The 22,847-nt window shown below is 40.1% G+C and carries 14 protein-coding genes; 7 read left to right on the plus strand and 7 right to left on the minus strand.

From position 1 onward, the window contains the following. Positions 1-5 precede the first annotated feature (5 nt). The 7 genes from KQP79_RS16400 to KQP79_RS16430 all read left to right on the plus strand — a co-directional run bounded on the left by KQP79_RS16400 (position 6) and on the right by KQP79_RS16430 (position 14,257). Entirely contained in the window at positions 6-2,591 is a 2,586-nt protein-coding gene (locus KQP79_RS16400) for a zinc-dependent metalloprotease (protein ID WP_009040618.1), read from the plus strand. A gap of 14 nt (positions 2,592-2,605) precedes the next feature. Then, the gene (locus KQP79_RS16405) at positions 2,606-5,149 is read left to right on the plus strand and encodes a zinc-dependent metalloprotease (RefSeq protein ID WP_234120847.1); all 2,544 of its coding nucleotides are present in this window, start codon (positions 2,606-2,608) and stop codon (positions 5,147-5,149) included. Positions 5,150-5,230: 81 nt separating this feature from the next. Then, a complete protein-coding gene (locus KQP79_RS16410) occupies positions 5,231-5,650 on the plus strand; it encodes a carboxypeptidase-like regulatory domain-containing protein (RefSeq protein ID WP_004309031.1) in 420 nt (139 codons plus the stop codon). A gap of 39 nt (positions 5,651-5,689) precedes the next feature. Further along, positions 5,690-8,473 (plus strand): outer membrane beta-barrel protein, encoded by a 2,784-nt coding sequence (locus tag KQP79_RS16415; RefSeq protein WP_004309030.1) that lies wholly within the window; start codon positions 5,690-5,692, stop codon positions 8,471-8,473. A 185-nt stretch (positions 8,474-8,658) separates the two neighbouring features. Continuing rightward, a complete protein-coding gene (locus tag KQP79_RS16420) occupies positions 8,659-9,594 on the plus strand; it encodes an ABC transporter ATP-binding protein (protein WP_004309029.1) in 936 nt (311 codons plus the stop codon). Between the two features lies 1 nt (position 9,595). Continuing rightward, the gene (locus tag KQP79_RS16425; RefSeq protein ID WP_008017707.1) at positions 9,596-11,917 is read left to right on the plus strand and encodes a Gldg family protein; all 2,322 of its coding nucleotides are present in this window, start codon (positions 9,596-9,598) and stop codon (positions 11,915-11,917) included. Positions 11,918-11,929: 12 nt separating this feature from the next. Next, complete coding sequence (locus tag KQP79_RS16430; RefSeq protein ID WP_055236329.1) at positions 11,930-14,257, plus strand: Gldg family protein; 2,328 nt, start codon at positions 11,930-11,932, stop codon at positions 14,255-14,257. A gap of 79 nt (positions 14,258-14,336) precedes the next feature. Here the strand turns inward: KQP79_RS16430 and KQP79_RS16435 are convergent, their stop codons facing one another. From KQP79_RS16435 to KQP79_RS26035, 7 genes are all read right to left on the minus strand, one after another. Further along, the gene (locus tag KQP79_RS16435) at positions 14,337-15,776 is read right to left on the minus strand and encodes an ATP-binding protein (RefSeq protein ID WP_004312964.1); all 1,440 of its coding nucleotides are present in this window, start codon (positions 15,774-15,776) and stop codon (positions 14,337-14,339) included. 19 nt (positions 15,777-15,795) lie between these two features. Continuing rightward, positions 15,796-16,926 carry a sensor protein KdpD gene (locus KQP79_RS16440; protein WP_008640697.1) on the minus strand — a complete coding sequence of 377 codons (1,131 nt, stop codon included), beginning with the start codon at positions 16,924-16,926 and terminating at the stop codon, positions 15,796-15,798. An 83-nt stretch (positions 16,927-17,009) separates the two neighbouring features. Beyond that, positions 17,010-17,774 carry a hypothetical protein gene (locus tag KQP79_RS16445; protein WP_234120849.1) on the minus strand — a complete coding sequence of 255 codons (765 nt, stop codon included), beginning with the start codon at positions 17,772-17,774 and terminating at the stop codon, positions 17,010-17,012. Positions 17,775-17,896: 122 nt separating this feature from the next. Beyond that, positions 17,897-18,469 carry a K(+)-transporting ATPase subunit C gene (locus tag KQP79_RS16450; RefSeq protein WP_004312961.1) on the minus strand — a complete coding sequence of 191 codons (573 nt, stop codon included), beginning with the start codon at positions 18,467-18,469 and terminating at the stop codon, positions 17,897-17,899. Between the two features lie 16 nt (positions 18,470-18,485). Continuing rightward, the gene (gene kdpB / locus KQP79_RS16455) at positions 18,486-20,519 is read right to left on the minus strand and encodes a potassium-transporting ATPase subunit KdpB (RefSeq protein ID WP_009040613.1); all 2,034 of its coding nucleotides are present in this window, start codon (positions 20,517-20,519) and stop codon (positions 18,486-18,488) included. A gap of 18 nt (positions 20,520-20,537) precedes the next feature. Further along, positions 20,538-22,244, minus strand: a complete 1,707-nt coding sequence (kdpA, locus tag KQP79_RS16460) for a potassium-transporting ATPase subunit KdpA (RefSeq protein ID WP_234120851.1) — start codon at positions 22,242-22,244, stop codon at positions 20,538-20,540. Between the two features lie 31 nt (positions 22,245-22,275). After that, complete coding sequence (locus KQP79_RS26035; RefSeq protein WP_073343870.1) at positions 22,276-22,356, minus strand: potassium-transporting ATPase subunit F; 81 nt, start codon at positions 22,354-22,356, stop codon at positions 22,276-22,278. Between the last annotated feature and the right edge of the window lie 491 nt (positions 22,357-22,847).

A 22,847-nucleotide genomic window follows, 5' to 3' on the forward strand; every position in this document is an offset into this window, starting at 1 on the left:
CTGATATGAAAAAGAAAATCCTCTTACTTGCAGCAATGGTGGTAGCTTCGTCTACCACCATTGACGCACAGCGTAAATTTCCATTCTTCTGGAAAAAAAAGAAGGCAAAAACAGAACAAACAACTCCTGCTAAAAAAGAAAGTGAATATGACAAACTATTCAAGAAAAAGCATGAAATAGCCAAAGGACTGATTACTCTCCATCTGCTGGATGGAAAAGTATATTTTGAACTTCCTGTGAATTTAATCAATAAAGATATGCTTATTGGTTCCACTGTCACCAGTATCTCTGATAATGGCAATGCAGTAGTCGGTTCTAAACCGACCGATCTTCTTCACGTAGTATTCACACGCAATAAAACACATGTACAGTTACGTCAGGTAAACACTGACTATATTACTGGTAACACACAAATTGATGAAGCTTTACGCAAAAGTACACTGGGAGCAATTTTAAGCAACCAAAAGATTCAAGCATACAATAATGACTCTACTGCTATCGTTTTTGATATGAGCAGCGTCTTCCTGGGCGACAACAAAAAAATGAGTCCATTCGATCGTAATTCAATCTATGGAATGTACAATCGTACAGAGAATTATCAATCCGACTGCTCTTACATTTCACAAATCAAGGCTTTCAAAGATAATGTTTCTATTAAAAGCTGTCTGTCATATACATTCTCTGTCAGCAATTCACAAGGGGCGTCACTCATAAAAGACCGTCCATTCACCGCAGAAATGACACGTTCTATCATGCTGTTGAAAGAAAAGCCTTACCGTCCACGTATGGCAGATTACCGGATCGGTGTATTCTTTACCGGACGCGAACAACTAGGCGAAGGAGCTAAAACAACCGCACCTGTTTACTATGCCAATCGATGGGATATACAACCGTCTGACACTGCTGCCTACCTACGTGGTGAGAAAGTGAAACCCACTAAACAGATTGTTTTCTACATCGATAACACTTTTCCGGAAAAATGGAAACCATATCTGCGGGAAGGAGTCACCCAATGGAATGAATTATTCGAGCAGATTGGATTCAAAGATGTTGTAGCAGCCAAAGATTTCCCGACTGATGATCCGGAATTCGATCCGGACAATATCAAATATTCATGTGTTCGCTATGCTCCATCAAGCATTGAGAATGCTATGGGACCATCATGGGTAGACCCACGAAGCGGAGAAATCTTGAATGCCTCCGTATATTTATATCATAATGTTATCAAGCTTATCAGTAACTGGTTGTTCGTGCAAACAGCACAAGCCGATAAGGATGTACGCACTGTCAATATTCCGGATGAAATGGTTGGAGACGCATTACGCTATGTACTTTCACACGAAATCGGTCACTGTTTAGGGTTTATGCATAATATGGGAGCTTCTTCCACTTTCCCGGTAGATTCTTTACGTTCACCGGAATTCACGCAGAAGTATGGCACTACTCCTTCCATTATGGATTATGCCCGCTTCAACTATGTAGCACAACCTGGCGATAAAGAACGTGGCGTTAAATTGACTCCACCCCGCTTTGGTGAATACGACAAATACCTCATAAAATGGACGTATACTCCGGTATTCAATGTTAATTCTGCAGAGGAAGAAGCAATTATAACAGGCAAATGGATCACTGATGCCATTAAAGAAAATCCAGTGTACCGATATGGAAAACAACAAGTATATGGAGTTGTTGATCCCCGTTCACAAACGGAAGATATTGGTGACAACTCTATGAAAGCAACTCGATATGGCATCAAGAACCTTAAGTATATCATGAATAATTTGGAAAGTTGGATTTCCGAAGGTGACGATACATACGAATACCGTGAAGATTTATTTATTGGTATCGTAGAACAACTTGCAATGTATGTTACCCATGTAGCAGGCAATGTAGGTGGCTATTTTGTCAACGAAGTTAAAGAAGGGGACACAATGCCACGTTTTGCACAAATTCCGAAGGCACAACAAAAAGAAGCCCTGAATTACCTATTCGAAATTTATAATGATCTGGATTGGCTTGACAACAAAAACTTATTAACTAAATTTCCGGTTTCCGGTTCCCCTAAACAAACTATTCAAAACTTCATGTTGAGATATATACTGCCTGTACCTTTTCAGGTATCACAATACGAAGGATTAGAGAAAGATTCATTTACTGCTGCCGAGGCTTTCAACATGATATACAATTTTGTATGGAAACCGACCATTTCCGGACGTACATTAACAGAATCCCAAATGAATCTCCAGAAACAATATATATACATGATGATGCAAACTGCCGGTTTCACAATTAAAGGAGCCGGGAAAGCATTGACCGGAGAAAAACCACTTGACATCAATCACCGCCAGTTCGGATATACTTGTTGCCAGGGACATGCTATCAAAGAGGATGTTATACACAACCCTGTAGCAGGTTTTGAATGGAGACCGTTGAATCGTTTTTCTATGACAGCCAAAGTTACCCAGGCAGATGTATACGCATATATAGCTAAAGCCAAACAACTGATGAAACAAAAGGCAGCCAGTGCATCAGGGAAGACGAAAGCTCACTATGAATTATTATTAAAGATGCTCGACATCAACTTAAAATAAGGGAGGGACAAAAGATGAAAATACTATTTTTATGGTTGATGGCAATTTTGTTGATTATCGGATCAACAAATGAAGCCAATGCCCGCTCCAAAAAGAAAAAAGGAAAAGCAAAAACCGAACAACAGACTGACAGTGTTCAAAAGAAAAAAAAGAGTGTCTACGACAAGCTTTTCAAAGATAAGAAGAAACATACAGTCAATAAAGGGACAATCACAGTTCATCAGTACGAGGATAAGATTTATCTGGAACTACCGGTTGAATTAATGGGACGGGATTTTTTAGTAAACTCTGCCATCACTACTGCAAGTGACATTTCACTGGCAGGCACAAAAGCTGCTCAAAGTAGGTATCTGATTATTGATAAAACCGATTCATTAATATTATTCCGAGATCCGAAATACAATGTTCGCCTCAACGAACAGGACGATAATCAAGAAGCGGCTTTTGCATTATCTCGTAGTAATGCTATTTACAAAGCATTTCCAATTGAAGGATACACCAGCGATTCAACGGCTGTTGTATTTAATGCCACTTCCTATTTCTCTTGTTCCAATAAAGATGTACTCAATCTTAGCGGACGCAGTTATGGAGGTATGCTCACAATTGTAAGTGCTTCCCCTCAAAGTAAAACATCTTTTGTGGACTCTGCAGATGCATTCGACAATTGTATCAGTATCACTCAAAACTGTACTGCAAAGTTGAGCATCAGCATCATGGGATTCGTCTCCAAAGAACAACCGGAATTAACCATGTCGGTACAAACGACACTAGCCCTACTGTCAAAAGAAAAGATGAATACCCGCGAAGCCAACCCACGTGTAGGAACAGGTTATATCGCATACACGGACTATCGTAATGAAAAACGTTTCAAGAAAGGATATTATGTAACACGGCGTAATATAACGACGCAACAACCTGTTGTTTTCTACATCGACACTCTGATTCAAGATAGCTGGGTAAAAGCCATCCAAAAAAGTGCAGATGAATGGAATATAATATTTGAAGACTTAGGAATAGGAAAACCAATCATAATAAAACCGTATGAGAAAGGTTCAACTTTCCGTGCTAATAACCCAATGATAAATACGATTGCTTTCCTGAATAACAACAACTCGGAAGTTACTGCGTACAATGTCACTGATTTACGCACTGGAGAAATCTTAAGTACCAAGATAGGAGTACCACGCGACCTTGCCGTCAGCGTACGTCGCAATGGAGTATACCAAATGGCAGAGATTGATCCGCGCTTCCGGACTTATTACATTGCCGATGAGGTGATCTGTGAGAATCTGACAGCACGTATGCTAAAAGCATTTGGTCTTAGTTTGGGATTGGCAACTAATTTGGCTGGTTCTGCAGCATACTCCCCAGAGGAACTGCGTTCTCCTGAATTTACTCAAAAATATGGTATCACAGCTTCAGTCATGGACAACGTATTATACAATTATCTGGCACAGCCCGGTGATAAAGAAAAAGGAGTGGTATTGATTGTCGACAAACCGGGTGTATGTGATGCATTTACGCTCAAATATCTGTATGCCGCCACCAGTGAAAATGAATCAGACATGTTGAAGAAATGGGCTATGGAACACGATGGAGATCCACGCTATTTCTATGGAAAGCGTTCACCAGCTTATGCTACAGACCCGCGTTGCCAAAACTATGATTTAGGTAATGATCCGATAGCCTCTTTAGATGCACAAATCGCTCATGTGAAATATGTAGTTAAAAATAGTCCTGCCTGGTTTCACGACGATAATATCCCCAATGATTACCGGGAGCTATTTCCTGATTTTGTGATTATTGAATTAATCAATAAAACATTGTCACCTGTATCTTCTTATATCGGAGGTATTTATATCAATGAAGCCAACGAAAAAAGCAATGTTCCTTCATATCAACCGGTATCGGCAGATATGCAAAAGAAAGTCTTACAAAAGATATTCAGTACCTTCTATGATTTAAGTTGGCTGGACTCTAATAAGGATTTCTTGCGTTTAGGTGGTGTCAATCCTGATATGTCAGCATGGATTTACAATAACGGGTATCCAATGATGTCTTTGATGTTTCGTTTGATGCGTATGGGATTGAGTGTAGAGAAATCAACTAGACCTTATACCCAAGAAGCATATTTGAATGATATAGAGAAACAATTATTCAAAGAAACTTTAAATGGGAAACCTTTAAGTGCTCCAATGATTGCACAACTGTCTGTATATATCAGTTCTTTAAAAGGAATGTGTCCGACATTAAAGGCTATTGACAAGGCTGTATCAACAAGAATAACTTCCATTGCTCTCAACGAGCAAACTAATCATAAGTTACAATCATTAGGGTTGCTGACAACTTTTGCCTCTATATCTGCAACAGAAGAGCAATCGGGTATGGAACCTATGACTGCTGTCAATTTCTATGTCGGTACGGATATCGAAGCCATTTGCTATGATAAGTTGAAAAGTACACGTCGCTATTTGATACAAGCTCGTTCTTTGGCTAGTAATGATATTGAACGTGGAAAATGCGATTATTTGATAGCGATGATTGACAGGGTAATTTAGCCTTTCCTCTACCATTCAACGTGTATGTTTATAAAAAGTTTAGTGATAGTAAAATGTATAACAATAAAAAAAAATTATATTATGAAGCAGATTATTTTATTCATTGTATTCATATTTACTATAATGATGTGTTCTTTTGCACAAGAAGCCCCCTCCTCTCCAATAATCAAGGCAAGAGACAATAAAAGTACTGAGTTTTTCAAAAACAAAAAACTTCAATCTCCGATCTCCCCAATGGTCCTTTTCAGTCAGAAAATCACAGGGGTTGTTTATACTGAAGGAGGAAAAGAGGTACTAATAGGCGCGAGCGTTATCGAAGTGGGTAGTACTAATGGTACTATAACTGATATTGATGGAGAATATAGTATAGGCATTTCTAAGGCCGACAAAAAAATTCTCCAAGCAAGTTATCTGGGTTATGAAACAAAACAAGAAAGAATTGGAGGCCGTAGGGTGGTGAACTTCTTCCTAAAAGAAAGTTCACAAGCCTTAGACAAATAAAACCACACACTATCACTAAACTTTTTATAAAACAGCAATATGAAAAAATTTATTTCTATTTTTTTATTGTTATACATTACTTTACCGATAAATGCTCAAGATAAAACAAATGAGCTATCGGGATTTATTATACACAAACAAGAAAATGGGTCTAATGGTTCATTAGACGGTGCCAATATCTTTTTGATCTATGCAAAAGACACACTGAAAACAACAAGCATAAATGGAGTATTCCGTTTCAAACCCATAAAAACAGGAAAAGCAAAACTCATTATCACTGCAATAGGGTGTCGGAAAGTTGAAAAAGAATTAAATATAATAGCTGGAAAGAATTCTAATCTTTACATAGAAATTTTGGATGAATCCATCCAACTGGAGGAAGTCACCATCAAGGGCAGAATCCCCATTGTGACCCAAAATGGCGACACGCTAATATTCAACCCGAAGGCAGTCAACATACAAGAAGGGGATGTCGCTATGAATATAGTCGAGCAACTTCCCGGAACAGAGACTGACGACCATTCCGTCAAAATCATGGGAAAACAAGTAACCAAAACTTATATAGACGGCAGACTAATATTCGGAAGTGACCCAATGGCAGCACTAAAGAATCTTTCTGCAACAGATGTATTAAAAATCAAGGCTTATGATGAATATGAAAATACGAAAACAAAAAAACTAATGTACAGAGGGGATCTCACCAGAGTGCTCAACATAGAAACCAAAAGCAAACTCATCAGCTCATGGAAAGCACACCTATTGGCTAGTACAGGCAGCAACATGGACTCAAAGAACGACAGAGGAAAGTTCCGTAAAGGGCTCGGACTCACCACTAACTTTTTCTCCGAGAAATTTTTACTCACAAGTAATGTATTTCACAATAATATCAACCGAAAATCAAATAATATCAAAAATGTTCTTTCCATTTCCGATCCTGGTAGTACTTACAACGAAACGACTTATGCAGATCTGGCTACGGAACGCTCATGGGACACAGAAAATGGAACATACGGTACATTTAGAGCATTTTACACTTTCGGATATAATCGCGATAATACAAATACACGATCCGAACAACATTATTTTCCTGGCAACAATTATCAGCAGCGCCTTTATGAAGAACAAAATAGCAACAGTGACAGAAAACAAAATCACTATTCCGAATTTTCTTTCTCCAATTCAAATGACAAATGGGGAGAATTCCGTTGGAACCAGCTTATAACATATAACAACAACAAAGATTGGCAATCGCTTTACATCTATAATGAAGAAAACAATCTTCAAACATCGAAAAGCCTGATGCATTACGATAATCTAAACAAGAATTTTCATGTGAAGGAAGATGTCAGTTATGTCAACAGTATTACCGACAGAATCGGATATACATTAGAAAGTTCAGTAGATATAAATAAAGGCAAAAATCATTCATTACGGATAGACACATTAGAAAGTTCGACAACACAAACTTATCTGACTATTCCATCAAAACTCCGCAATACGGAGTGGAACGGCAATGCGCAATTAATATATATACTGAATCCAGAAAATGACACCCAAATATCTTTTGACTATTCCGTTAAATACGAAAACGGATGGAAACACCAATTCGCCTGGAATATGTTGAGCCCCACAAATCCACAAACAGACGAAGCCAATACATATAGTTATAAAATAAATAACCTGACACAAAAACAGGAAGTTTCATTTCACTTTTTTCCCTTTCAAAAAACAAGTTGTGACATTTCAGCCGGACTGAAGGAAACTACACTTAAGCGGAAAGAAAAAGAAATGGACAACTACCGTAAAACATTCATCTCTCCAACAGTAGCAATATCTTTTGTGCATACAGATATAACAAAGTCATGGAGTGCCGCTTACAGACTGCATAATTTTGCACCAAACATAGTGCAGTTACGCCCACAAATAGATAACAGCAATCCTTACATGCTGCGCAGTGGAAATCCCAACTTAAAACAATCATATCTACATTCGTTCCTCTTCAATTGCAATCGTATGTTAGGAAAACATAACCACACCATAGGTGTTATTATCAATGCCTCTATCCGCCAACACTCTCCTGTTGCAAAGACAACCTATTACAATGCCGAAACTTATCTATCGGGATTGCAATACACAGCACCTGCACACAGTTCTCTAATTAGTTTTGAAAACGTAGAAGGATATTGGGACATAAAAGGCAAACTGATATGGCAGGCTCCTATACGTAGTATAAAATCCAAATATGCCTTATCTACCGGATTCAACTACGAACATAACCCATATTATATAGGAGAAAATAAGACTACAACACGTACCTATGATCCATCGCTCGAACATTTTCTACTCTGTAATCTAACTAAAAGATTAAAAATAACAATCAGTGCCAATACTCATTATGTACATAGCATCAATACTGAAAATTATACAAGTAAAACATTCTATCAAACGGCAGGAGCAACATTTGATATAAGCCAAATATGTAAATACTTCTATCTAAGTAGTCATTATAATTTCATTTTCAGCCGTGATTATGGAATCAATAAAGAGATTAACCGCAATCACACCCTAAACTTGAACATAGGCTGTAAAGTGTTAAATCGCAAAGGAGACATTAGTATTGCCGCATATGATCTACTAAATAGTCATCGGACTTTCAACAGCCAAATGTATTCCAACTACATTCAAAACACGTGGACAAATTATTATGGACGGTTTTTCACCATAAATTTTGCTTATCGGTTTGGTAAAGTGAAATCGAACTACGAAGGTACTACAAACGATGGAAGCATACGCGAATATAGGCCGATGTCAGATAAAATGTGAATTTCATAGCTATCCAAATGAAAGATAACTATACCAGTTATATTGACCGAGAAAACTTCGGGCGGTATTTTACCATAAATTTCTCCTGGAAATTCAGAAAGATCAAATCGAACCGGATGGATATTTCAAGAGGAGTTACATGGTAATATGAATAAGAAATCTATTAATCATTTAAAATAAAAAGTATGAGTAATCCTATTGTCGAAGTTAAACACTTATCTCATCGTTATAGTGTAGATTGGGCCATTCGCGATATCAATTTTTCTATTGAAAAAACAGGAATATTAGGTCTGTTAGGGTCTAATGGGGCAGGTAAGTCCACCACTATGAATATCATCTGTGGAGTTTTAAATCAAACGGAAGGAGATGTATTTATCAATGGCATCGATCTACGAAAAAATCCAGTTGAAGCAAAAAAACATATTGGTTTCTTACCTCAAAAACCACCTCTCCATCCGGACTTGACTGTCGACGAATATCTCATACACTGTGCCACACTGCGGAGAATGGAGAAATCAAAAATTCGTGAAGCTGTAGAAATAGCTAAAGAACGTTGCGCTATTGCCCATTTTAGCAAACGACTTATAAAGAATCTTTCAGGCGGGTATCAACAAAGAGTAGGAATTGCACAGGCTATTGTACATAATCCTCCATTCGTAGTACTTGATGAACCTACAAACGGGCTTGATCCTAACCAAATTGTCGAAATACGCAATCTGATTAAAGAAATTGCTGAAGATCATTCTGTCCTACTCTCCACTCATATCCTGTCGGAAGTGCAAGCTACCTGCAATGATATTCGCATGATTGAACATGGTAAAGTCGTATTTTCAGGTAGCATGAAAGACTTTGATAACTATGTGGTTCCAAGTAGTTTCACCGTTACATTTGCCCTTCCCCCTTCTATAGAAGAACTAGCAAAGATAGAACATGTGTTGAATATAGAAGAACTCTATCCCGGTACATTCCGGATACGCTTTGATGACGATGAAAACATAACTGAACGAGTAGTAGCCTTAAGCATACAAAACGGATGGCGACTGAAAGAAATCACGATGGAACGCTGCTCTCTTGACATAATCTTTGCACAACTATCGGGAAAACTTAAAAATAATATCTAACATGACGGATTTAAAGATTATAATGCGTATTGCCCGAACCGATCTGGCTATTTTATTCTATTCGCCGATTGCATGGTTCATATTGATTGTTTTCTCATTCCTGACAACAGCAAGTTTTACGTCATTGATGGAGAATATAGTGACCGACTATGATCTGTCAGGCGGCAAGGAAGTATCTTTGAGCGGTATCTGCTTCTTAGGTAGTTACGGCTTTTTGTCCTCCGTCGTATCAAACATATACATCTATATTCCATTGTTGACAATGGGACTCATCAGTCGCGAAACGGCATCGGGTTCAATCAAACTGGCATATTCATCCCCAGTCACCAGTGGTCAGATCGTATTAGGTAAATATCTTGCAGCCATCGGATTTGGTTGCTGTCTGATGCTTGTCCCGATAGCCAGTGCTATTTATGGCAGTTTGGTAATCCCTTCTTTTGATTGGGCTCCTGTACTAGTCGCCCTTCTAGGACTCTATTTATTAATATGCGCCTATTGCGCTATCGGGCTCTTTATGTCCTCACTCACGACTTATCAAGTAGTAGCAGCAGTTGGGACTCTTATTATATTAGCTATACTGAATTTCGTAGGAAGTATCGGCCAGGAATACGATCTTATACGCGAACTGACTTATTGGCTGTCAATAAACGGAAGAACAATCGATATGCTGAATGGAGTAATCCGGAGTGAAGATGTGATTTATTTCGTGGTCGTAGTAACCCTTTTCCTGACATTTACCACTTTCAAACTTACATCCGACCGGTGCACTATCAGTCGTTTCCGGCAAGCAATCAGCTATCTGGGATTTTTTGTCGCAGCAATGGCAATTGGCTATTTCACTTCACGTCCGGGAATGATTAAGGTATGGGATACAACACGCACTAGACTAAACTCACTTACCGAAAATAGCCAACACGTATTAGCAAAATTGACAGGACCGGTAACTATTACCAATTATGTTAACCTACTTGATAACAAATCATATCGCTACCTCCCTATCATGAAGAAAGCGAATGAAACAATCTTCGAACCTTATTGTCTCGCTAAACCGGACCTGCAAGTGAAATATGTCTATTATTATGATTTCGCCCCCAACGGCGTTGCAAATAATCCTAAGTTTCAAGGCAAAACAGTAGATGAGATGCGTGATTATATGACCATGATTTATAACTTGAATCCTCATTTATTCAAATCCCCGGCAGAAATCCGCCAAATCATCGACCTGCGTGAAGAACAAAATACATTTGTTCGCATTATGGAAACGCAAGATGGAAAACGTACCTTCATCCGTGATTTTGAAGATATGGATGCAACGCCATCCGAAGCGGAAATTACAGCAGCCATCAAAAAGATGATTTCAACTCCTCCCACTGTTGCCTTTATCAAAGGAGACGGTGAACGTGAGGTGTCCAAATCCGGTGACCGCGATTATAGCAACTTCTCCATTGAGAAATATTCTAGAGCCGCCTTAATTAATCAAGGCTTTGATGTCTGCGAGATCGACATTTCTCACGGAGACACCATTCCTTCCCTAATCAATATTATGGTTCTTGCAGAAATGAGAACTCCGCTTACTGAAAAAGGAGAAAATCAACTGGAGGCTTACCTGGCTCGTGGAGGTAATTTATTTATTCTCACCGATACAGGCAGGCAAGAAGTTATGAATCCTTTTTTAAGCAAACTCGGTATCAAAATGGAAGAATACCAACTGGCACAATCTTCCGCTGATTTCTCTCCTAATCTGATTCTAGCCAAGGCAACCCGTGAATCGGGAAAACTTACATTCGGATTCAAAGATGATTTTCCCAAATATGATTTACGTGTCTCTATGCCCGGATGTGTAGCCCTTACATGCTCCGACAACGATTACGGCTTCCAATATACTCCGATTCTTGAAACAAATGCCAAAGGTGTATGGATTGAAAAAGAACAAACAGATTTACAGGAATCACCAGTAGAATGTAATGCTTCGGCAGGAGAGAAAGAACAAACCTATATCACAGCCTATGCCCTTTCACGCCAACTGAAAGATAAAGAGCAGCGTATTATCATCTCTGGTGATGCGGATTGCATAAGCAACACCGAACTGACTCTTTCACGCGAAGGATATAGATCAGGAAACTTTAATCTGATTATCGAAAGCTTCCGCTGGCTTTCCGGAGGAGAATTTCCAATCGACATACGCCGTCCCCATTGTACCGACAACAAACTTTCGATCGGAGTGAAAGATATTGGTACAATGAAAACTATTTTCATAATCATTATACCAGCTATCCTCTTACTTATAGGAGTTGGCATCTGGTTTTTCCGCAGAAGAAATTAATAAGAGAAAAAGATGAACTTAAGACTTATACTTAGAATAGCCCGTACCGAACTAGCGGTACTCTTTTACTCACCGATCGCATGGTTGCTGCTGGTCGCATTTACATGCCAGGTAGGATTCGACTTTATGAATATCCTGACGGAAATAGTAAAAATAAAAGCATTGGGCAACACGATCACTTTTAGCGTCACAGCCGGTTTTGTCCTTGGTCTCAAAGGAATATATGAAGTAATACAAGAAACCATTTATCTGTATATTCCTTTATTAACCATGAATTTGATGAGTCGTGAATATTCATCAGGCTCTATCAAACTACTTTATTCATCACCGGTAAGCAGTGTTCAAATCATTACCGGCAAGTTTGTTTCAATGGTGGTATTTGCCCTAATCTTTGTCATCATCCTTGCCCTACCGACAATCGTAATGTTTATCTCCGTGCCGCATGTCGATATTACACTTATCTTGGCGGGATTGTTATCCATGTTTCTGTTGATACTGACCTATTGTTCTATCGGTCTCTTTATGACCACACTCACATCTTACCAGGTTGTGGCAGCTGTTGCCACCCTTTCCGCATTAGCATTTCTCAATTATGTGGGAGGAATTGGACAGGAGTCCATATTCTTTAGAGAAATTACTTATTGGCTATCCATTAAAGGACGTGCCAGTGAGATGGTTGGAGGATTGATATGTAGCGATGACGTTATCTATTTCCTTGCCGTAATTTTATTATTCCTCTGGCTATCGGTCATTAAACTGAATAATGAAAAAACACGTCGCTCACTCTTTTCAAAAACAATGCGCTATGCCTTAGCTGTATGTACCATTATAGTTATCGGCTTTGTCAGTTCCCGTCCGGCAATGATGGGCTTTTATGATGCTACCCGCAGCAAACAACGTACACTTTCAGAAGAAAGCCAGAAAGTAATGGAGCAATTGTCCGGACCTATGACGATCACAACTTACGTCAATATTTTCGATAAAGAATTTGATGTCGCTTCTCCAAGAGAGCAAAAAGAGGATATGGCACGCTTCAAAATGTACACACGTTTCAAACCAGAGATAAAAATGGAGTATGTTTACTATTACTCTACACCGAAAGACAGCACCCTTTATCGCCAATATCCGAATAAAAACATTCGTGAGATAGCTTATGAAGTTGCCAAGAAGAAGAACTTCAATCCTAAAAAGCTTAAAAGCGCCGAAGAACTGAAAGAAAAAATAGACTTGGCTAAAGAAAATTATCGATTTGTGCGGGTTGTTGAACGTGGCTCCGGTGAACAAGCCCGCCTTCGTTTGTTCGACGATATGGAATATCACCCTTCTGAAACAGAAATCTCCGCAGCATTGAAGAAAATGCTTGTTACTCCTGTGAAGGTAGGCGCCATCACAGGACATCAGGAACGTTCCACCACTAAAAAGGGAGATCAGGATTACTCACTTTTCGCCACACATGGACGCTTTCGTTATTCCATGATTAATCAAGGTTTTGATTTGGTGGAACTGAATCTAAAGGATATGAATGATATACCAAGTAATATCAATATATTACTTATTGCTGAAATGCGTTCTTCCATGAGTTCCAAAGAACAAGAAATCATAGACCGTTTTCTTGAACGCGGAGGTAATATGATGATTATGGGGGACGTCGGACGTCAGGAAGTAATGAATCCTTTACTCCGGAAAGTTGGTTTAAAACTGTTGCCGGGAATCATTGCACAACCTTCTGATATTAATCCCGGAGACCTCGTTCTCGCGAAAGCTACCCAGATAGCCGCCGACAGTATAGGAGGCTTCTACAAACGTATGGTTGACAGGCAGACGCATAGCGCAGTCACCATGCCATCGGCTGTTGCTCTGGAAGTTGTCGATACAACAAAATTCCATCCAATAGTTTTATTACAAAGCAACGCTCAACAAACATGGATTGAGTATCAAACAAAAGATTTTGTGAATGATTCCCTTTCTTTGGACTCTCTTCAAGGTGAAAAGCTAGGAGCCTATCCCACGGCAATAGCGTTAACCCGCAAGATAAAAGGCAAAGATAAAAAACAACGGATCATTGTGTTGGGTGATGCAGACTGTTTCAGCAATGCCGAACTACAAAAAAGCTCAAGACCGGGTATCTATTCATTCAACTTCAATATGATTCCCGGTTCATTCCGTTGGCTATGCTATAATGAATTTCCGGTATCTTCTTCCAGAGCCCCTTATCTCGACAAAGATATCAGCCTGACTCCTATGGATCTATCCACTATCAAAATTATCTATTGCTATGGCATCCCATTTATTATTGGTCTGTGTGGTATTTGGATATGCTGGAGGAGAAGAAAACGATAAAAAGAGAGAACAGAGAAACTTCCGGCAAGCAGATTTCATGCCTGTCGGAAGTCTAATTCTTTCATAGACTCCTTCAAAACTACGCCTTCAACCGCATCACAAACCGACTCCCCTTACCCAATTCGCTCTCTACCGTCAGCGTACCGCCATGAGCTTCCACAAAATCCTTGGAAATAGATAACCCCAAGCCACTGCCTTGCACTTTCGTTCCGGGTACACGGAAATAGCGGTCAAAGATACTTTTGTGGTAACGCGGGTCAATACCTTTGCCAAAGTCTTGGACATACAATTCAATCCAGTTTTCATCCTGTTTAGCACCAATAACCACATGCCCGTTTTCTTTTGAATAACGAATAGCGTTACTTAACAGATTCGTCAATACCCAAGCAATCTTCTCGCTGTCAACAAACAGTTTACCGATTTTCTCCTCCGGATACTCCACTTCTATCTGAATATTAAACTTATCCGCTTGCACCTGATTAGCTTTGATCGCATACTCAATCAATTCAATCGGTTTGGTGATCTTCGGCATCAACTGTAATTTACCAGCTTCCACCTGCGTCATGTTAAGCAATTCTCCGGTGATACTTAACAAACGTTCGCTATTCTCCTTGATACTCTTTGAAAGCTGTTCCTGCTCATCATTCAGTGCACCGACACGCTTATCCTCAAGCAGTTGTAGACTCATCATAATAGCAGCAATCGGAGTTTTCAATTCATGAGAGATCGTTGAAATAAATGTAGTCTTGGCAGAATCCAGTTCTTTGAATTCCGTGATATTCTTAAGTAAAATGACATCACCCAGTTTGCGAGGTTCCCCTTTTTCAGCCTCCGTATTAATGATCGGGACATAAGAGACCTTAAAATAACTTTCCTTATTATCCGCATAAATTTTTAAAGCCTCTTTCTGATCGCTTGGCGTCACCAACTCACGAATTAGTCGACGGAGCAGGTCATTCTTCAAAGAAAGTTCCTCTGCCGATTTACGAATCACATTCTCCCGTTTCATATTCAGAATACTTAAGGCTTCATCATTGATAAACAAAACCTCACGTTCTGTATTCAGACCGATAATCGGGTCGTTAATACTGTTAACAATAGCTTCTATAAACTTTTTAGCAGAAAGAATATCCGACAAAGTACTGGCACGATATTCAGTCAAACGCTCCGCCATCCGGTTGAAACTGTCAGCCACTTCACGGAACTCTTCATTGTCACTCATGTCGAGACGCTTCTCATAGTTATGATTGGCTATTTCAAGAATTCCTTCTTTCAGTTCCTTAATCGGCTTGCTGATAGAACGAGGTAACCAATAAAGCAATATCAGTCCGGTCAAGATACAGATTCCCCCTGTTATGGAGATCCATAGCAATGCACGTTCCAAGGCAGGCATAGCAGCAGGACTATCAGGCTCTGTCGCAGTCAGAGTTTGAAGATTCACTACTGAAAGTGTTACCAACAAAATAATCATTCCTGCCAACATCCCAATGCCAAGAATCAGTTTCGTTTTAATATTCATAACGTTCATACGATTAATATTATGCAAGTATAATCAAATCTACATTAGCTTGCGACAAATTATTTAAAAACTTTCTATATCCCAGTATAGAACAAATTGCGTACGGCAACCTCAAATTAGGAGTTCCCATACACACTGTCGATATCTGTTTCTCTTTACAAACCTTGACGATGCTCCCCAAAATGTCTTTCGACTGCACCTGGACAACTTCTCCCCCAAGTTCCGCCACCAGTTTAAAATGATTCAACAAATACCGTTGACTGGCCAAATCAATTCGATCCATACTCTCTCTCGGAGTCTGAACATACAAAGCTATAAAAGTAGTATTATACCGGGTTGCCAACTTTGCCGCCTTTCTGATAATTCGCCGGGGTGTTTTCTCGTGACTACTGATACAAGCCATAAACTTCTCATGCCGAAGTCCGACGGCTACTCCCATCATCACTTCATTCTCCACCTTTTTTTCTACCCGCAACGCCACTTCCTTCAGAGCCAACTCACGCAATTGAAGAATATTCTCGGTTCTAAAGAAATTATCCAATGCTGTCTGAATCTTTTCCGGACGATAGATCTTTCCCGCTTTCAAACGGGCAATCAGTTCTTCTGCCGTCAAGTCAATATTCACCACCTCATCCGCTTCCTGAAGCACACTGTCGGGCACTCGTTCTTTCACTTCAATCCCCGTAATCTCCTGCACTTCTTCATTCACGCTTTCGATGTGCTGAATATTGATTGCCGAAATCACATTGATTCCTTCATCCAACAATGTCATTACATCTTGCCAACGTTTCTCATTCAGACTTCCTTCCACATTGGTATGTGCCAATTCATCCACTATCACAATTTCGGGATGAAGGCGAATAATAGAATCTAAATCCATTTCTTCCAATTCCTTTCCCTTATAGAAGATTTTACGTCGCGGAATGACAGGAAGTCCTTGTAGCATCCCTTCCGTCCCGACACGTCCATGAGTCTCGATATAGCCGATTTTCACGTCCACACCATTTTCCAACAGTTCATGTGCCTCCTGAAGCATACGATATGACTTTCCCACACCGGCTATCATACCGATATAGACCTTAAACTTACCTCGCTGAGATCTCTTTATCAGATCCAGAAAATGCTGTACACTTTGTTCTCTATCATCCATTATGTTGCTCTGTTATTTTAAACATCCTAACCCGTAGCAATCATCACGATCACCACGGGTTCACAAAAATTCATGAGTTTATTTTATGGCCTTAAAGTTACGCCAAATACTAGATGGGCATCCTCCAAACGCGGATTCCATATAGCTTGCACAAATATAGGCAATGAAAACTTATCATTAAAATTGATAGCTTTCGTTGCTTTCAAAGCAAGGTTCGTCACTGCAAAACCATTCACATTATACTGCGGAGTTTCATAAGGAACCACTCCACAGGTAGCATTCAAGTCTACCCCTTTTACGCTGAACGGATAATTCAGTTCTACGTAAGAAGAATATGCCTGTTCTTCTTCCCCCTTGTCAGTCATCTTTCTGTCGGCACCGGCAAACATGGTATACCATGCAATAGACAACGGGAATTTTTCAACAGGAAGCGTATAAGCTAATCCTGCTTCAAAATGATGTCCGGTGTCGCCACTCTTAAAATGGAAATAATCATTTGTTAGTTCTCCATTGGCTACATCAGCTTGTCCGTTCCACCAAAGACTGGCTACTGAAAGTGTCGGTCCTGCTTCACCAAACTTATAAGCTGCAGTGAGGTCAATTTCTTTATTACTCTCACTCAAACTGGTTGAGCCCCATGCAGTAAGTGAGAAATTACCTACGCTAACTCCCAAAGTCGGTTGAAAAGAAGCGGCCCCCCCCTGATAAATACCACGCCATACATACGAACTTACCAAATCACCTTGTATAGTAAACTCTTGTGCTTGTGCATTGCCAGTTCCCAACATACATACGGCCGCTACAGCCATTGTTCCTAAAATACTCTTTTTACTAAAAAAACTTTTCATACTTCTTATCTAATTCTATTTTATGTTCCTGTAAAAAAGCAGCGCCCCATCCCCCCCCTGTTTATTTGAACCGCTGGTATCACCCAAACGATTCGGACAGGAACGCTGCTCCTGATCTTCATCTACTTATTACTTTCTTCAAGAGCTATATTCAATTTCAGCACATTCACCTTTTCTGTTCCCAACAATCCCAGGAACGGTTTTTCGATGCTTTTATCAACAATCGCTCTTACTTGTTCTTCTGTTAATCCGCGTGCTTGTGCCACTCTCTTCACTTGTACGTATGCACATTGGGGAGTAATATCAGGATCCAGCCCCGAAGCACTGGCTGTAACCATTTCGGCAGGTACATCCGCACGGTCTAAATAAGGATGATGTACAAGGAAAGTATCAATACGCGCTTTCACTTCATCCAGATATTCCTGATTCGTAGGACCTTTATTACTACCTGCAGAACTCGTAGCATCATATCCGTCACCGGCAGAAGACGGACGTCCCCAGAAATAAATATCTTTTGTAAACATCTGGCCCACATTAGCTGCTCCCACTACTTTCCCATCCAGCGTAGCTACCTCGGCATTTCCCTTATTAGGACCTGCAACCTGCGCAAACAACCACAAGATAAGGATATAGAACACGGAGAAAAAGACACAAAAAGCAAGTGTTATTTTTAATGACTTCAATAAAGTTTTCATTGCTATTGTTTTTTAATTAAAAGAATAAACCTACCAATAAATCTATCAACTTGATTCCCACAAAAGGAACAATCACACCACCCAAACCATAGATCAACAGATTACGGCGAAGTAAAGCACTCGCACCTATCGGTTTGTATTGCACGCCACGCAAAGCCAGCGGAATCAGAATCGGAATAATAATCGCATTAAAAATGACCGCTGAAAGAATGGCGCTTTCAGGACTATGCAGATGCATGATATTCAGAGCTGCCAATTCGGGAATAGCGACCATAAACAAGGCAGGAACAATTGCGAAATATTTTGCAACGTCATTGGCGATAGAGAAAGTGGTCAGCGTGCCGCGTGTCATCAGCAATTGTTTACCGATTTCCACAATCTCGATCAGTTTTGTCGGATCGTTATCCAGATCGACCATATTACCGGCTTCCTTCGCAGCCTGTGTACCACTATTCATGGCTACACCTACATTGGCTTGTGCCAGAGCAGGAGCATCGTTCGTTCCGTCTCCCATCATTGCAACCAATTTACCAGCCTGCTGTTCCTTCTTGATATATTCCATCTTATCTTCCGGTTTAGCTTCAGCGATAAAATCATCCACACCGGCTTTTTCGGCAATATATTTTGCAGTTAACGGGTTATCTCCTGTCACCATGACCGTCTTCACTCCCATCTTACGCAGACGTTCGAAACGTTCCTGAATACCCGGTTTGATAATATCCTGCAACTCAATGACACCGGTCACTTTCTTGTTTACACATACTACCAATGGCGTACCACCATTGCTGGAGATAGAAGAGATAATCTCTTCCACTTCTTTTGGGAATTCATTTCCTGCACCTTCCACCATCTTACGGATAGCGTCGAAAGCACCTTTACGAATTTGCGTTCCATCTGCCAGGTCTACTCCCGAACATTTGGTTTCAGCCGTAAATTTAATCATACGCGCTCCTGTTGTATTCAGGTTACGCATACGCATTCCCGACTCGCGTCCCAGTTCTACGATAGATTTACCTTCCGGCGTTTCATCGGACAAGGAAGACAACAGACAAGTCTCTACAAAATCGTGCAAATTGACACCCGGAGCCGTATGGAAATGAGTTGCTTTACGGTTACCGATGGTGATAGTACCTGTTTTATCCAGCAACAACGTATCAATATCACCGGCAGTCTCTACCGCTTTACCAGATTTAGTAATCACGTTGGCACGGAGCGCGCGGTCCATACCGGCAATACCGATAGCAGAAAGAAGTCCACCGATAGTTGTCGGAATCAGACACACAAACAAAGAAATAAGCGAAGCAATAGTGATGACCGTATTACTATAGTCGGCAAACGGTTTCAAGGTAACACACACAATGACAAAAACAAGCGTAAAACCTGCCAACAGAATAGTCAACGCAATCTCGTTCGGGGTTTTCTGACGGGAAGCACCTTCCACCAATGCAATCATCTTATCAAGGAAACTTTCTCCCGGTTGAGTAGTCACCAGTACTTTTATATGATCGGACAATACCTTCGTGCCACCCGTTACGGAACTCTTGTCGCCACCTGCCTCACGAATGACCGGAGCAGACTCGCCGGTGATAGCACTTTCATCAATAGAAGCCAAACCTTCAATAATCTCACCGTCGGAAGGAATCACGTCTCCCGCCTCACAAACAAACACATCTCCTTTCTTCAATTGTGAAGAACTGACGGTAACGATTTTATTACCTTCCACTTTCTTTGCCGGTGTCTCTTCACGAGTCTTACGCAAGCTGTCGGCCTGTGCTTTACCACGTGCTTCGGCAATAGCTTCGGCAAAATTGGCAAACAACAAGGTTACAAACAGAATGATAAACACGGCAATGTTGTAAGCAAACGAACCTTGTGAAGAATTTACAATGGAGTAGAGCGTTACGAGTAGCATGACCACTGTAGCCACTTCTACTGTAAACATAATCGGGTTCTTTATCATCATCCGCGGGTTCAGTTTCACGAATGACTGTTTCAAACTTTCTATAACTTGCTCCTTTGGAAACAAAGAAGCTGATTTATTATCTTTCATATCTTCTCTAATTCAGTATTACAAACTTAAATGTTCAGCAATTGTACTCAATGCATGTACCGGGAAGAACGACAGCGCAGCAATAATGAAGATAACCACAAATGTCATGACTCCGAAAGTCAATGTATCGGTCTTCAATGTGCCGGCACTTTCCGGAATGAATTTCTTCTGTGCCAGTAATCCGGCAATGGCAACCTGCCCGATGATAGGAATAAAACGGCTCAAAATCAGAACAATACCACACGTATAATTCCAGAAATAAGTATTATCTCCCAAGCCTTCAAAACCGGAACCGTTATTGGCGGCACAAGAAGTGTACTCATAAAGTTGCTCACTTAAACCGTGGAATCCCAAGTTGTTCAACCATCCACCTTCACTTTCCACAAAATCAGGGTGGTGCACATAAATATAACTTGAGAGTGCTGTAAATACCAAAATGACAAACGGATGAAGCAGAGCTACAATCGTAGCGATTTTCATTTCGCGGGCTTCCACTTTCTTGCCGAGAAATTCCGGCGTACGTCCTACCATCAAACCGCTGATAAACACTGTAATGATAATAAATGTATAGTAATTCATCCATCCTACACCTACACCGCCAAACCAAGTGTTAATCTGCATATTCAGCATCTCCATCATTCCGGACAGCGGCATAGTAGAATCATGCATACCATTCACAGAACCATTAGAGGTTACAGTAGTTACAATACTCCATAATGCTGTTGCTCCGGCTCCCAAACGAACCTCTTTACCTTCCATCGCACCATTATCCTGCGCAATTCCCAATTCATCAATGCGTGGATTACCACCCATTTCCTGACTGACATTAATACATACGCCTACCAGAAAAGCGAAAAGCATTACTCCGAATATACTGTAAGCCAACTTCTTTCTGCGGGTATAAAATCCCAGCGCAAGTACCATTGCCATCGGGATAATCAGGATAGACCAACATTCTACCATATTAGTAAGATATGTCGGATTCTCCAACGGATGAGAAGAGTTTACACCAAAATAACCACCACCATTTGTACCCAATTGTTTGATAGGAACAATCGCAGCCGTAGAACCTTGAGAAACCATTTGTTCCTGGCCTTCCATCGTAGTTACCTTCATCTTACCGTCAAATCCCATCGGAGTTCCCTGGAGAATCAGGATAAAACCTACAAACAGAGAAAGAGGCAATAAAATACGTGTACAGCTTATTACTAGAAATTGCCAGAAGTTACCAATCGTTTTGGTTGTTTTTGCAGCAATACTCTTCATAATACCTGCCATAGCAGCCATACCTGTTGCTGCGGTAATAAACTGGAAAAGCATGATGACGAACAGTTGAGTAAAATAAGTCAATCCGCTTTCACCGCTATAGTGCTGCAAGTTACAGTTCACCATAAAACTGATACAGGTATTGAATGCCTGATCCGGAGTCTGCGGTCCGTTGCCGTCCGGATTTAAGGGCAACCATCCTTGTGAAACCAAGAGTACCATTCCCCAGAAAAACCAGAAAGCATTCAAAATCAACAATGCTTTCAGGAATTGTTTCCAGTTCATTTCTTCATTGGGGTCGATTCCACAAACTTTATAAATGACTCTTTCGATAGGAGCCATAAAATCAGACCAGGTCTTTTCTCCTCTGTAGACCTTGGCAATGTATTTTCCCAGTGGATAAGCCAGAATCACCATCAAGGCTATCTGAACAACCACGCCTAAAATTTCTGTATTCATATACTTTTTACCTTAAACTGTGTGTGTTACTTTAAAACTTTTCGGGTTTGACGAGCACGTACATCAAATAACCGAAGATCGCAATACCTAATACGAATAATGCTGTGTACATAATCAATTCTCCTTTTTCTTTAAATATTCTCAAACCAGTCTACACATTTCCAAAATAGCCAGAAACAAGCGAAACCGCTTAACAAGCAGAAAATAAATGATAGTGTTATTCCCATGTTTTTACCTTTTAAATGATTAATAATCCTAATTATTTGCCATAAGTAATGCTAAAGGTATGCCAGAAAAAGAGAAAAGTAAGTAAGCTATTGATTTTCAAAACAATAAAAAAGAACTAAAAAGAATAACAAACGGAAAACACCCTACCATTTTGAAATGGATTATGCTATTATGAAAAACAATATAATAGAGAGGTGAAAATAAAAAAGAGTAGTAAAAGAGGAAATACAAGTATACCAAAGTACCATTGATAAATCAAAAAACAGAAATTTTGCAAAGTACCCAAAACAGAAAGCCCCTTGATTCGTTGCTGAATCAAGGGGCTTCTCTAAAAACGGCGGCTACCTACTCTCCCACTGTTACGCAGTACCATCG

The organism is Bacteroides sp. DH3716P (assembly GCF_025914115.1).
Classification (GTDB): Bacteria; Bacteroidota; Bacteroidia; order Bacteroidales; family Bacteroidaceae; genus Bacteroides; species Bacteroides ovatus.